The organism is Actinoplanes sp. TFC3 (genome assembly GCF_001553785.1).
Classification (GTDB): domain Bacteria; phylum Actinomycetota; class Actinomycetes; order Mycobacteriales; family Micromonosporaceae; genus Actinoplanes.
Genome location: NZ_LOJP01000001.1, coordinates 4,124,868 through 4,138,069 on the forward strand (window position 1 = coordinate 4,124,868; position 13,202 = coordinate 4,138,069).

The following is a 13,202-nucleotide window of genomic DNA, read 5'->3' on the forward strand; positions in this document are numbered from 1 at the left end:
CGGCCGGGAGCCGCGCCGCGCGGGCCGCGTCTGCTGAGCGTCATCCGTCACGACCCCGATGCTACGGACCCACCCTGAGAGCGAAACTTGTCGTACCTGTCCCCTAGCCTGGGCGCCATGACGGTTGATGTCGTTTCGTCCTCCGGGCACTTTTTCGAAGGCACTGCGCGCCCAGCGGGGGACGCCGTGCTGCCGCCGGAGAGCGCCGGTTCGCCGCTGCCCGGGGTGGCCGGGCCCTCGTTGTCGCCGTCACGCGCCTCGGATTTCAAGACCTGTCCGCTGCTGTTCCGCTTCCGCACTGTCGACCGGCTGCCCGAGAAACCGTCGCGCGATCAGGTCCGGGGCACGCTGGTGCACGCGGTGCTGGAGAGCTTGTTCGACCTGCCGGCCTCCGGACGTACCCCCGAAGCGGCCGCCGCCCTCGTCGAACCGCAGTGGCACCGCCTGGTCGAGCAGGAACCAGTCCTGGCCGAGCTTTTCGCCCCCGCCGGGCCCGACGAGGCCGCCCTGCCGGACATGCCCGCTCCCGCCGAGGAGCTGGCCGGCTTTCTGAGCGGCGCCGGGGAGCTGCTCGACGGCTATTTCGCCGTCGAGGACCCGCAGCGCCTGGAGCCGGCCGAACGCGAGAGCCTGGTCTCCACGCTCATCGACGAGCAACTGCTGATCCGCGGCTACATCGACCGCCTCGATGTGTCCCCGGCCGGCGATTTGCGGGTGGTGGACTACAAGACCGGCGGCGCGCCGCGGGAGGCGTTCGAGGGCCGGGCGTTGTTCCAGCTCAAGTTCTATGCGCTGGTGCTGTGGCGCACCCGGGGGGTGGTGCCGCGGGTGCTGCGCCTGCTCTACCTCAAGGACGCCGAGATCCTGGACTACAGCCCGGAGCCGGAGGAACTGGAACGCTTCGAGCGCACCCTGGTGGCGCTGTCCGCGGCCATCGAGCGGGCCAAGCAGGACCGCGACTTCCGCCCCAAACCCAGCCGGCTGTGCGGCTGGTGCAACCACAAGGAGTTCTGCCCCGAGTTCGGCGGCACCCCACCGCCCTACCCGGCTGCCCTGCCGGCCCCCGCCCAGACGCTGCCCCTCGACGACATCACCGCCAGCCGCCTCGAGCCCTGAGCAGCCGCCCGGCGCCCACCATGAGCAGGCCGGCCGCCCTGCCGTGCGGCTGCCCCGGGAGCACTGAGACCGCCGACACCGTGACTCATGTCCTCGGGACAACACCCGATGAGAGATACAGGCCGTGGCGTTCCCTGTACACGGCGTGTTTCTGACGAGGTGTACGAGATGGCAACCCCTGCAACACGCTCCCCCGGACTGATGGGCTGGGTCGGCGACCGCAAGCTGAGCACCAAGGTCATGACGATCGTGGTGACCCTGGCGCTGGTCGGTATCGGAGTGGGTGTCTTCGCCATGGTGCAGATGAGCAGGATCAGCGCCAGCGCTCAGGGCATCTACACCGGCAGTGTGCTGCCGGCCGAGCAGCTCGGCTCGATCTCCTCCGACGTCGGCAGCCTGCGCGTCGCGGTCGTCAACCACGGCATGAGCACCGCCGACGCGACGATGACCAAGTACGAGCAGCAGATCAAGCAGTACGACACCGCGCTGGACAGCGACGTGGCGACGTACCGCAAGAACGCCGCCGACACCGCCTCGCTCGACCAGTTCGTGGCGATCTGGAAGACCTACCGCACGATCCGCGACGAGCAGTTTCTTCCGGCCAGCCGCGCGAGGCGCACCGCAGAGGTGGAGAAGATCCGCGACGAGGGCCTGACCCCGCCGGTGCAGCAGGCCATCGCGCTGCTCGACAAGATGGAAGCCGCCCAGGTCGCCGCGGCGAGGAGCAACGCCGAGCAGGCCGACCAGAGTTACCAGATGTCGCGGTGGATCACCATCGTCGTGCTGGCCGCCGGCATGCTCGCCGCAAGCGCGTTCGCCATCCTGGTCACCCGCGCGATCGTGCGCCGCATCCGGGCACTGTCGGGTGTCGTCGAGGCCATCGCCGGCGGTGACCTGACCCGCGACGCCGGGCTGAACAGCAGCGATGAGATCGGCACCATGGGCGCGCAGCTCGACCGGGCCAGCCGCACCCTGCGCGAGACCATCGCCCAGATCGGTGGCAGCAGCCGTACGCTGGCCGGCTCGGCGCAGCAGATGACCGGGGTCAGCGCGCAGATCGCGGTCAACTCCGAGCAGACCACGTCGCGGGCCGACACGGTGCGCACCGCCGCGCAGGATGTCTCGGCGAACGTGGAGACGGTCGCCGCGGCCAGCGAGCAGATGACCGCCTCCATCCGCGAGATCGCCACCAGCGCCGCCGACGCCGCCGGAGTCGCCCGCGGCGCCGTCGAAGTCGCCCAATCCGCCAACAACACCGTCGCCAAACTCGGCGTCTCCTCCGCCGAAGTCGGCAACATCGTCAAAGTCATCACCTCCATCGCCGAACAAACCAACCTGCTCGCCCTCAACGCCACCATCGAAGCCGCCCGCGCCGGCGAAGCCGGCAAAGGCTTCGCCGTAGTCGCCTCCGAAGTCAAAGACCTCGCCCAGGAAACCGCCAAGGCCACCGAAGAAATCTCCAGCCGCATCCAGGCCATCCAAACCGACACCACCGCCGCCGTCGACGCCATCGGCCAGATCGCCGAGGTCATCGAACGCATCAACGCCTACTCCGACACCATCGCCTCCGCCGTCGAAGAACAAACCGCCACCACCAGCGAGATCGGCCGCAGCGTGTCCGAAGCGGCCGGCGGATCGACCAACATCGCTCAGACCATTGCCGGGGTGTCGGAGGCCGCGCAGAACACCAACGCCGGAGTGGCCGAGTCGCAGCGCACCGCCGGGGAACTGTCGCGGCTGGCCGAGGATCTGCAGACCCTGGTCGCCAAGTTCCGCGTCTGAAGGTTCACCCGTTCGTGGCGCCGGCGCGGGGCGCGGGCGCGGCACCGTCGCGTTCGCTGATCGCCTAGGGTCTGTGCCATGGACGGGGTCCGGACCGTACGGGTGCTGCTGGCCCATGACCAGCCGATGCTGCGCTCAGGGCTGCGCCGGGCGCTGGAGGGCGCCGGGGAGCTGAGCGTGGCCGGGGAGGCCGGGGACGGCGCCGAGGCCGTCGACCTGGCCCGGCGCCTGCTGCCCGATGTGCTGCTCACCGGGCTGCGGCTGCCCAAGATGGACGGCTTGGCGGTGACCCGGGCCCTCGTGTCGGCCCGGTTGCCGGTGCGGGTGCTGATCATGAGCGCTCAGGACACCGACGAGCAGGTGCTCGGGGCCGTGGCGGCCGGAGCGGCGGGTTTTCTCGGCAAGGATGCGGCGCCCGGTGATCTGGTGGCCGCGGTGCGCACCGTGGCGGGCGGCGGTGCGGTGCTGGCCCCGCTGATCCTGGGGCGGCTGCTGGCGCGGGTGGCCGAACTGTTGCCCGCCGCCGGGGCCACGCCCGTGGCGCCGGTACTGGAGTCGCTGACCGACCGGGAGCGCGAGGTGCTCGCCCATGTCGCTCGTGGACATTCCAATGCCGAGATCGCCGCTGCCCTGACCGTCAGCGAGACCACGGTCAAAACCCACGTCGGGCACGTGCTGACCAAGCTGCGGTTGCGCGATCGGGTGCAGGCGGTCGTTTTCGCGTACGAGAAAGGGCTTGTGCTGCCCGGCAAATGACCGCCTCTCCGGGAAAACCCTGACCCCTCGTAGGTGGCGTCCCCCAGGCAAATCTCCGCGCTCTCCTCCGCCCGCAGACGGACGTCGGGCCCTTATCCCCCCGCAAGACTGAGGCGGCCAGCCAGGCAGAGCGCCGGCGGTACCACGAGGGGGATCAGACGTGACAGCGACGAAGGCCGGCGAACCGATCGCGGCGCGCGCCGACGAGGTGTGGAAGGTCTACGGCTCGGGCGAGGCGAAAGTCGTCGCGTTACGCGGGGTCAGCGCCACCTTCCTGCAGGGCTGCTTCACCGCCATCATGGGCCCGTCAGGCAGCGGCAAGTCCACGCTCATGCACTGCCTGGCCGGGCTCGACCGGGTGGACCGGGGCACCGTGCACGTCGGCGGCACCGAGGTCAGCGGGCTGGGCGACAAGGCGCTCACCCGGCTGCGCCGCGACCGGGTCGGCTTCATCTTCCAGCAGTTCAACCTGCTGCCCACGCTGAGCGCGGCCGAGAACATCCGGCTGCCGCTGGACATCGCCGGACGCAAACCCGATCCGCAGTGGTGGGACATCGTCATCGACACCGTCGGGCTGCGCGACCGGCTGTCGCACCGGCCCAGCCAGCTCTCCGGCGGCCAGCAGCAGCGGGTGGCCTGCGCCCGCGCGCTGATCGGGCGTCCCGACGTGATCTTCGCCGACGAGCCGACCGGCAACCTGGACTCGCGCTCGGGTGCCGAGGTGCTGTCGTTCCTGCGGGCCAGCGTGCGCGAACACAACCAGACCATCGTGATGGTCACCCACGACCCGGTGGCGGCCGGCTACGCCGACCGGGTGGTGTTCCTGGCCGACGGCGAGATCGTCGACGAGCTCACCGGCCCCACCCCCGAGTCCGTCCTGGACACGATGAAGCGCCTCGACACGCTCACTGCCCCGGTGCCCTCGCCAACCACCCCGCCGCCCTTCATCGGACTGAAGGCGGCCCTGTGATGCTGCGCGCCACACTGAAAAGTCTCCTGGGCCGCAAACTGCGGCTGATCCTGTCCGGCTTGGCCGTGGTGCTGGGGGTCATGTTCGTCGCCGGCGCGTTCGTGGTCACCGACACGCTGAGCCGCTCCTTCGACAGAGTGTTCGCCGACGCCTACTCGACAACCGACGTCGGGGTCAGCGCCAAGCCCAAGGTCGCGGTCTCCGAGATGGAGGGTGAGCAGGTGGCCACGCCGCTGCCGGCGGCCGTGGTCGATATGATCAAGAGCGTTCCGGGGGTACGGTCAGCCGAGGGGCTCGCCGGAGCCGACGGCGCCCGGGTCATCGGCAGCGACGGCAAGGTGCTCAGCTCCGTCGGGCCACCGCGGATGGGCGTCGCGTGGACCGGTGAGGACGAATTGGTCCAGCTGCGCCAGGGCCGGGGGCCGGCGGCACCCGACGAGATCGCCGTCAACGCCGCGGTGGCCAAGGCCGCCGGGCTCACGGTGGGCGACCGGGTGGGCGTGCTCACGTTGGAGCCCAAGAAGGAGTTCACCCTCGTCGGGGTGTGGGGCTACAGCGGTTCGCGGGACAGCCTGGGCGGCACGCAGGAAGTGGCGTTCACCGAGGCTGTCGCGCAGAAACTGATGCTTGGCCGTACCGGCGTGTTCAGCTCTGTGCGGGTTTCCGCCTCCGATGGTGTGTCCCCTGAGCAGGTGCGCGACCGGATCGCCACCGCGCTCGGTGCGGACTATGAGGTCAAGACCGGCCAGCAGCTCGCCGACGACAACGCCGCGGACCTGCAGCAGGGCCTGAGCTTCTTCAACCAGATCCTGCTCGGCTTCGCCGGGGTCGCGCTGTTCGTGGGTATCTTCCTGATCCTCAACACGTTCTCGATCATCGTGGCGCAGCGCACCCGCGAGCTGGCCCTGATGCGCGCGCTCGGCGCCAACCGCCGCCAGGTGATCACCTCGGTGCTGGTCGAGGCCATCGTGATCGGCCTGCTGGCCTCGGTGCTCGGCCTGGCCGCCGGGGTGGGCGTGGGTGGGCTGCTGGCCACCCTGTTCAGCAAGTTCGCCGGGGGCCTGCAACTGGCCGGGGTGGGTGTGCCCCCCGCGGCCGTGATCAGCTCGTTTGTGGTGGGCATCGTGGTCACTGTGGTCGCCGCCGTGCTGCCGGCGCTGCGGGCCTCGCGCATCCCGCCGATCGCCGCGATGCAGGACGTCGCGATCCCGGACCGTCCGCTGACCGCGATCAGCGTGGCCGGTGGGGCGGTCACCGCCGCCGGGGCCGCAGCGCTGGGCGTCGGGCTGTTCCGCGACGCCGGCGACGCCGGCGACGCCACACTGTGGCTCATTCTCGGCGGTGTGCTGGTCACCTTCGTCGGCGTGGCGCTGCTGACCCCGCTGCTCAGCCGTCCGGTCGTGGCCCTGCTGGGCCGGTTGTTCTCCTGGTCGGTGCCGGGGCGGCTGGGCCGGCTCAACTCCGGGCGCAACCCGCGCCGCACGGCCATCACCGCGGCCGCCCTGATGGTGGGGATCGCCCTGGTCACCGGGGTCACCGTGGTCATGGACTCGGCCAAGAGCAGCCTCACCGCCGAGGTCGGGCGGGTGCTGCACGCCCAGATCATCATCAGCGGCGACCAGAACGGCCCGCGCGCGCCGAGCTACGACCCGGCCGTGGTGGCGTCGGTGAGAAACGTCCCGGGGGTACGGGCGGCTGCCGGCCTGTGGAGCGGCCAGGTGCTCATCGACGGCAAGCGGCAATGGGTCGACGCCACCGACGACCTGGGCGAGCTGTCCGCGGCGTTCGGGTCCACCCGGCTCGCACCGCTGCGCGGGGACCAGATCGCCGTCAGCATCCCGGACGCCGCCGAGCGGGGCTGGAGCGTCGGCTCGACGGTGAGCATCCAGGCCGCCCGCGGTGAGCCGCACCGCTACACGGTCGCGGCGTTGTTCCCGGAGGACAGCGTGCCCGGCTGGCTGCTGATGCCCGCGGCGGCCACCAAGGACTTCGGCGTCACCCAGCCGATGATGGGCTTCGTCCAGCTCGACCCGGCGGTCGCCGTGTCCGCGGTGCTGCCGCAGATCAAGGCGCTGCTGGCCGGCAGTCCCGAAGTGTCGGCCATGGATGCCGGAGGGTTCATCGACCAGCAGGCGGCCACGTTCGACACGGTCATCACCATGATCCAGGTGCTGCTGGCGCTGGCGATCCTCATCGCCGTGCTGGGCGTGGTCAACACCCTGGCGCTGTCGGTGCTGGAACGCACCCGCGAGCTCGGGCTGCTGCGCGCGGTGGGGCTGAGCCGGGCCCAGACCATGCGCATGGTGACAGTGGAAGCGGTGGTCATCTCGGTGTTCGGTGCGCTGCTGGGCGTCAGCGTCGGGGCCGGGCTGGGCTCGGCGGTCACCCGGGCGCTCAAGAGCGACGGCATCACCGAGCTGGTGCTGCCGTGGGGCCGGATGGGGACCTACCTGGTGCTGGCCGCGCTGGTCGGGGTGATCGCCGCGGTGGTGCCGGCGATCCGGGCCGCCCGCCTCAACGTGCTGGGCGCCATCGCCCATGATTGAGGCTCACGCTCAGTCCTGGGCGGTGGCGATGACCTCTTCGCTGAGCAGTTTGCCGAGGTAGGCGGGGTCGACGCCGACGAGGGTGGTGCGGATGTGCACCCCGTCGGTGGGCGGCAGCTCCAGCTCGGCCGGCACGGCCAGTACCGCGGCCCCCGAGGCGGCGGCGCTGGCCATGCCGGTCGGGGAATCCTCGATCGCCACGCAGCCGGCGATCGGCACGCCGAGCAGCTCGGCCGCCGTGCGGTACGGCGCCGGGTCGGGCTTGGGCGCCGACACCTCGTCACCGCAGACAATCACGTCGAAATTCTCCCGGCCCAGCGTCTTGAGAGCCACCTCGACCAGGCGCCGGCCGGTGGAAGTCACCAGCGCGGTGGGCAGGCCCGCGGCGCGGACGGCGTGCAGCAGCTCCATCGCCCCGGGCCGCCACACCAGGCCCCCGGCGAATAGTTCCTCGACGCGGTGTTCGAGCCAGCTCACGTCGGCGGCCTCGTCGCGGTCGGGCTGGCCGAGATCCTCGCGCAGGATGCGCATCGAGGTGGCCATGCTGCCGCCGATCATGGCGATGCGGGCGTGCTCGGACAGCCGCCCACCGGCGTGGCGGGCCAGCTCGCCCAGGGCGATGTCCCAGACCTTCTCGCTGTCGACCAGGGTGCCGTCCATGTCGAAGAGCACCGCGGCCGGTTGTCGTGCGCTCAGGGCGACCCTCCTGCGGACGTACCGGATAATCTCCTCCTGCATTGTCCCAGGCCGGGCCGGTCAGAACGGCCTGATGTGACCGGCCTTACGACAGGTTGCAGGGCTTGAGGGAGTCGCTGTAGCCGTTACTGAACGCCCGCGTGCGCTGCTTGGCGGTGCCGTGCGCGCCCTCGGCGAACCAGGGCTGACCGGGGTCGTCGCCCACCGCTTCCAGACCCGCGGCCAGCTCCTGCAGATCCCCGTCCTCCAGGCGCAGCCGGCCGGCCTTCTCCATGTCACCGATGTACGCCCCGGCCATGCAGTCGGCCTGCAGCTCCTGCTCGATGGTGAACTGGGCCTGCAGGTTGAGCCGGCGTTGGATGGCATGCGCGTATTCGTGGCCCAGCAGATAGAAGATGAACGCGTCGCCGATCTGCCGGAACGCGCCGAACGCCCACTGCGCGTCGTAGGCGATGAAATCCCCGGCCGAGCAGTAGGCCGCGTTGTTCAGGCCCAGCCCCTGCCCGCCGCAGTCGACCTCGCCGTCCTCGTCGTAGGGGATCAGCTCGGCGATGGGCTGGAAATCCAGGCCCGAGCGGTCGAACTCGGTTTTCCAGTACTCCTCGGCGATCGAGCGGGCGTCCCCGACGTCGGACTGGAACTCCGCGACGGTGTCCGTGCCGTCGACGTCGGGATCCAGCGGCGCCGGTGAGGTGCGCGTCTGCTGCTGCGGGCGGGCCGGCTGACCGGCCGGGCCCTGCTGGGGCGCGGCGACGCAGCCGAGGGCGATCAGCGCCGCACCGAGCAGAGCCGGGATGACGAGACGGTTGCGGTGCGGCACCGGCATGCGGGTCCTCCAGGGCTGGCGTGACCGGGTTCCCTCCACGATACGGATGGCCGCACACCCCCGGTTGAAGGTGTGTGGCCCGGCACACGCCGAAGCGGTGGGCGAGTCGCGTCCGGCGGGCGTACGTTTCCCCCATGGAACAGGTCTCACTGGCTGGTCTCGACGTCTCGCGCATCGGGCTGGGCTGCATGGGAATGTCGGCGTTCTACACCGGCAAGGGCAACGACGCGCAATCGGTACGCACGATTGAGCGCGCCCTCGAACTGGGGGTCACGTTCTTCGACACCGCCGAGGTCTACGGCCCGTTCACCAACGAGGAGCTGCTCGGCCGCGCGCTCAGCGGGCGGCGCGACGATGTGGTGATCGCCTCCAAGTTCGGGCTGATGACGCATCGTGACGGCCCCGCGCACCGCCACATCGATGGGCACCCGGACAACCTGGCGGTGGCGGTCGAGGGTTCGCTGCGGCGCCTCGGCGTCGAGCACATCGACCTCTACTACCAGCACCGCATGGATCCCGGCGTGCCCATCGAGGACACCGTGGGCGCGCTGGCCGACCTGGTGCAGGCGGGCAAGATCCGGCACATCGGGCTGTCCGAGGCCGCCCCCGCCACGATCCGCCGTGCGCACGCCGTACACCCGGTCACCGCCGTGCAGTCGGAGTATTCACTGTGGACGCGCGACCCGGAGGCCGAGGTGCTGCCGCTGCTGCGCACCCTGGGCATCGGCTTCGTGCCGTATTCGCCGCTGGGCCGCGGCTTCCTGACCGGCGCGATCACCTCGCCGGAGGACTTCGATGACGACGACTTCCGCAAGGACAACCCGCGTTTCCAGGGTGAGAACTTCACCAAGAACCTGCGCATCGTGGACGAGGTGACGGCGGTGGCGGCCGAGGTTGGCGCGACCACGGCCCAGGTGGCGCTGGCCTGGGTGCTCGCGCAGGGCTGCGACATCGCCGCGATCCCGGGCACCAAGCAGGTCAGCCGGGTCGAGGAGAACGCGGCGGCCGACGCGGTGCGACTCTCTCCCGAGCAGCTGTCCCGGTTGTCGGCGATCCAGCCCCCGTCGGGCGAGCGTTACGCGGACATGACCCCGATCGGGCGCTGAGGCTGGTGGCCGTCGAGGAGGTCACCCCGCGCACGCTCCGCCCGGTGCGCCGCCCCTGGCTGGTGCAGAGCTGGCGCGACCTGGCATTCCTGCACTGGGCAGTGGACCCCGAGGTGGTCGCCCCGTTCCTGCCGCGCGGCACCGGACCGGACACCCTCGACGGTGTCACCTACGCCGGCCTGATCGGCTTCCGAATGGTCGGGCTCGGACCCCTCAGCGGACCGGGCCTGCCCTACCTGGGCACGTTCTGCGAGACCAACGTGCGTCTCTACAGCGTCGACGCCAAGGGCCGGCGAGCCGTGGTGTTCCTGTCACTGGACGCCGAACGGCTGCTGCCGGTGCTCACGGCGCAGGCCCTGCTGCGGCTGCCGTACAAGTGGTCCCGGATGCGCCTGACCCGCGACGGCGACCTGCTGCGCTACACCTGCCGGCGGCGCCCGTCCGGTCCGTCGTCGGATTTTGCGGTACGGGTGGGAGCGCCGCTGAGCGACCCGTCCCCGCTGGAGCACTTCCTCACCGCCCGCTGGGGTCTGCACACCCGCGCATGGGGCCGCACGGTGCACCTTCCCAACGAGCATCCTCAGTGGCCGCTGCACCGCGCCGAGCTGGTGAACCTGGACGACGGGTTGCTGGGCGCGGCGGGGTTGCCGGCGATGAGCGGGCCGCCGGTCAGCGTGCTGTACTCCCCCGGCGTCCCGGTCACCTTCGGCGGCCCCGGCGTGGCGGCGCGCTGACGCCGTCTGCCTACCGGCTCAGAATCTTGTCCAGCTTGGTGAACGAGCTGGTCCAGCCCTCGTTGGCCCCGTCGCGCCACTGCTGCGTGAACGGGCCCTGGGTCAGCACGATGCGGGTGCGGTCGTCCGCTTCGTCGAAGAATTCGATGCGCATCAGCAGCCGGTCGCCGGGCACATCCGCATTGTCGGTGATGTCCTCCTCGCCGGCGATCACCTCGTTCTCCACGAACTCGGTGAAGACGGCGCTGACCGGCATCCGGTGCTCCGGGTCGCTGTCGTTGACCATGGTGAAACGCTGGTGACCGCCCACCCGGTTGTCGACGTCGACCGTCTCGCGGGGCACCGACATGCCGACCGGCGCGAACCACTGGGCCAGTTGGTCGGGATCGGTGAACGCCTGGAACACCACGGGGCGTGGGGCGTCGAAGATGCGGGTGATGACGAGCTTGCTGTCCTCGCTCATGGCTCCTCCTCGGAAGCTTGTTGCTGCATGCGCTGCAGATGCGCGTCGAGCCGGATGAAGTTGTCGTCCCAGAACCGCCGGTAGCGCTCCATCCAGGCGGTGGCTTCCCGCAGCGGCTCGGCCTGCAGGGTGCTCGACCGCCACTGCGCGGACCGGCTGCGGGTGATCAGCCCGGCGTTCTGGAGGACCTTCAGATGCCGCGAGATCGCCGGGAGGCTGATCGAGAACGGCTCGGCCAGCTCGGACACCGTGGCGTCGCCCTCGGCCAGCCGGGCGAGGATGGCCCGGCGGGCGGGGTCGGCCAGGGCGGCGAAAACGAGGCTGAGACGGTCGATGGTCACTGTGTTTAACGACCTCGTTAATTAACGGATCCGTTAAACATAGGAGCCGCTCCCAGCCGGGTCAAGAGGAGGCTCTTCGCGCCGGGTTCTTTCAGCCGGGCTCTTTGCGCGGGGCCACCAGGTGATCGGCGTCAGACGCGTGAGGGGATGCGGCGGTGCAGTTCGGCGAGCAGGGTTTCCGGGCCAGGTGACATCAGCCCCACGTCGAGCAGCAGGGCCGGCCCCGAGGGCCGCCGCAGCATCCGGGGACGCCGGCCCGGTCCGGGCAGCTCCTTGACGGCGTCCATCGTGGCCGGGGTGATGACCAGCTCGGTAAACGGCCCCCAACGCCGCAGGCCGACCGAGGCGACGGCCGACCACTGCAGGTGCACGCCGCGACGGCCGGTGGCGGCGAACTCCAGGCCGAGCACCGAGCTCTTCAGCCAGCCGAAGCGGTTCCAGGCGATCAGCAGGACCAGGCCGGAAACGACTACCGGGACGATGAGCAGGCTCTCGGCAATCGACGCGATGTCCTCGACGTTCGGGTAGATGCCCAGGGCCAGCTGCACCAGCACGTACACACCCCGGCAGAACAGCCAGACCAGCGCGGTCGTCCACAGCATGGTCACGAAGACCTCGGCACGCGGCTGGAAGAACGTGGTGGCGTCCTCGCCGACCTCGAGCGGATGATCCTGCACGGTGCCATTGTGCCCGAATTGTCCGAACGGATCCGGGCGCTTCGGCAAACCGTGCAGGAACCTCTCAGGCGGGCGGCCGCGCGCCGGTCAGTTGCACGGCCGCAGCCGGTCAGTTGTGCGCGGCCGCTGCTGGTCGTGCAACCCCGTCAAGCTGTTCGCCGTCCACGACCTGCTCGACCTCCTCGACCCCGGCCGCCGCGGCGACAGCCTCGGCCTGGGCCTCGCTGGTCACGCCGATTTCGGCCAGCTTGCGGGTGTAGCTGCGCGTCGCCGTGTACAGCTTGTAGATCAGCAGCAGCTCGAACGCCGTCAGCAGGACCGCCGACAGGATCGTGAACAGCGCGATCTGGTTGGTCAGCGGGCCGAGAATGAAGACGAACATCTGGAACTCGATGCCGCTGAACAGGTGGGCCCGGATGCGCTGGCGGACCAGCATGTTGCGGACCTTGACGAACGCGCCGAACTTGCTGCGGAAGTCGCCATAGACGTCCACGACCGGGCGTTCCTCGCCGCGGCTGTCCACGGCGGTGGCGGCCACTCCGGCGCCGAGCGGGTGTTCGGCGTCGGCCTCCTCGACGAACAGCGGGGCGGCGGCACCTTCGCCCTGCGCGGCCTCGAGGCGGCGGCGCATGTCGTTCTTGACCTTGCCCATCTGCAGGGCGTTCAGGTAGCGGAACATGTCGAGGAAGATGATGACCCCGGCCAGCCACAGGTAGTGGATGTTGCCGGTCTTGGCGTATTGGCCGCCCATCAGGGCGATCGCGCAGATCAGCACGCGCAGGCGGTCGAAGACGTAGTCGAGCCAGGCGCCGAAGACCGAGCCGGTGCCCTTGAGCCGGGCGATCTTGCCGTCCATGCAGTCGAGCACGAAGCTCAGGTGGAAGATCAGCGCGCCGACCGCCAGCCACACGTAGTCACCCTGCGCGAAGCAGGCCGCGGACGCGATGCCCAGCAGGAAGGCGCCCATAGTCAGGCCGTTGGGGGTGATCCAGCTGGCCGGGGCAACCAGGCGGACCAGGCGCGACGCGAGCGGATCGACCAGCCAGACGGTCCACCAGGCATCGCGATCCTTGTATGTGCGAGTGCGGATCTCGCCGAGGGTGAACCGTTGAGCCATGCCGACAACTCCACCAGGTGATGAATGCGTGAACAGCGGGATTCGCGGACCTTACCGGAATCCGTCTCGGAT

13 protein-coding genes are annotated in these 13,202 nt (G+C 70.3%); 7 read left to right on the plus strand and 6 right to left on the minus strand.

What is annotated here, in order from left to right:
• The first annotated feature begins 117 nt into the window (after positions 1 to 117).
• The 5 genes from TFC3_RS18625 (at position 118) to TFC3_RS18645 (ending at position 7,170) form a co-directional block, all read left to right on the plus strand.
• The gene (locus TFC3_RS18625; RefSeq protein WP_082772152.1) at positions 118 to 1,116 is read left to right on the plus strand and encodes a PD-(D/E)XK nuclease family protein; all 999 of its coding nucleotides are present in this window, start codon (positions 118 to 120) and stop codon (positions 1,114 to 1,116) included.
• A gap of 168 nt (positions 1,117 to 1,284) precedes the next feature.
• On the plus strand, positions 1,285 to 2,898 hold the full coding sequence (locus TFC3_RS18630) for a methyl-accepting chemotaxis protein (RefSeq protein ID WP_082772486.1): 1,614 nt from the start codon (positions 1,285 to 1,287) through the stop codon (positions 2,896 to 2,898).
• A 78-nt stretch (positions 2,899 to 2,976) separates the two neighbouring features.
• On the plus strand, positions 2,977 to 3,654 hold the full coding sequence (locus TFC3_RS18635) for a response regulator transcription factor (RefSeq protein ID WP_067501423.1): 678 nt from the start codon (positions 2,977 to 2,979) through the stop codon (positions 3,652 to 3,654).
• A 160-nt stretch (positions 3,655 to 3,814) separates the two neighbouring features.
• Complete coding sequence (locus TFC3_RS18640; RefSeq protein WP_067501426.1) at positions 3,815 to 4,624, plus strand: ABC transporter ATP-binding protein; 810 nt, start codon at positions 3,815 to 3,817, stop codon at positions 4,622 to 4,624.
• Positions 4,624 to 7,170 carry an ABC transporter permease gene (locus tag TFC3_RS18645; protein WP_067507020.1) on the plus strand — a complete coding sequence of 849 codons (2,547 nt, stop codon included), beginning with the start codon at positions 4,624 to 4,626 and terminating at the stop codon, positions 7,168 to 7,170. The genes TFC3_RS18640 and TFC3_RS18645 overlap by 1 nt, the downstream gene beginning before the upstream one ends.
• Positions 7,171 to 7,179: 9 nt before the next feature.
• Here the strand turns inward: TFC3_RS18645 and TFC3_RS18650 are convergent, their stop codons facing one another.
• Together TFC3_RS18650 and TFC3_RS18655 are read right to left on the minus strand one after the other, a co-directional pair.
• A complete protein-coding gene (locus tag TFC3_RS18650; protein ID WP_082772153.1) occupies positions 7,180 to 7,842 on the minus strand; it encodes an HAD family phosphatase in 663 nt (220 codons plus the stop codon).
• 109 nt (positions 7,843 to 7,951) lie between these two features.
• Positions 7,952 to 8,692, minus strand: a complete 741-nt coding sequence (locus TFC3_RS18655; protein WP_067501429.1) for a neutral zinc metallopeptidase — start codon at positions 8,690 to 8,692, stop codon at positions 7,952 to 7,954.
• Positions 8,693 to 8,826: 134 nt separating this feature from the next.
• Between TFC3_RS18655 and TFC3_RS18660 the strand changes: the two genes are divergently transcribed.
• Together TFC3_RS18660 and TFC3_RS18665 are read left to right on the plus strand one after the other, a co-directional pair.
• The gene (locus TFC3_RS18660) at positions 8,827 to 9,798 is read left to right on the plus strand and encodes an aldo/keto reductase (RefSeq protein ID WP_067501432.1); all 972 of its coding nucleotides are present in this window, start codon (positions 8,827 to 8,829) and stop codon (positions 9,796 to 9,798) included.
• 5 nt (positions 9,799 to 9,803) lie between these two features.
• Complete coding sequence (locus TFC3_RS18665; RefSeq protein WP_067501435.1) at positions 9,804 to 10,532, plus strand: YqjF family protein; 729 nt, start codon at positions 9,804 to 9,806, stop codon at positions 10,530 to 10,532.
• A 10-nt stretch (positions 10,533 to 10,542) separates the two neighbouring features.
• Here TFC3_RS18665 and TFC3_RS18670 read toward each other — a convergent pair whose 3' ends face one another.
• The 4 genes from TFC3_RS18670 to TFC3_RS18685 form a co-directional block, all read right to left on the minus strand.
• Entirely contained in the window at positions 10,543 to 10,995 is a 453-nt protein-coding gene (locus TFC3_RS18670; protein ID WP_067501438.1) for an SRPBCC domain-containing protein, read from the minus strand.
• Positions 10,992 to 11,336 carry a helix-turn-helix transcriptional regulator gene (locus tag TFC3_RS18675; RefSeq protein ID WP_067501441.1) on the minus strand — a complete coding sequence of 115 codons (345 nt, stop codon included), beginning with the start codon at positions 11,334 to 11,336 and terminating at the stop codon, positions 10,992 to 10,994. Before TFC3_RS18675 ends, TFC3_RS18670 begins: the two co-directional genes overlap by 4 nt.
• 131 nt (positions 11,337 to 11,467) lie before the next feature.
• A complete protein-coding gene (locus tag TFC3_RS18680) occupies positions 11,468 to 12,013 on the minus strand; it encodes a hypothetical protein (protein ID WP_067507028.1) in 546 nt (181 codons plus the stop codon).
• A gap of 109 nt (positions 12,014 to 12,122) precedes the next feature.
• Positions 12,123 to 13,130 carry a CDP-alcohol phosphatidyltransferase family protein gene (locus tag TFC3_RS18685; RefSeq protein ID WP_067501444.1) on the minus strand — a complete coding sequence of 336 codons (1,008 nt, stop codon included), beginning with the start codon at positions 13,128 to 13,130 and terminating at the stop codon, positions 12,123 to 12,125.
• Between the last annotated feature and the right edge of the window lie 72 nt (positions 13,131 to 13,202).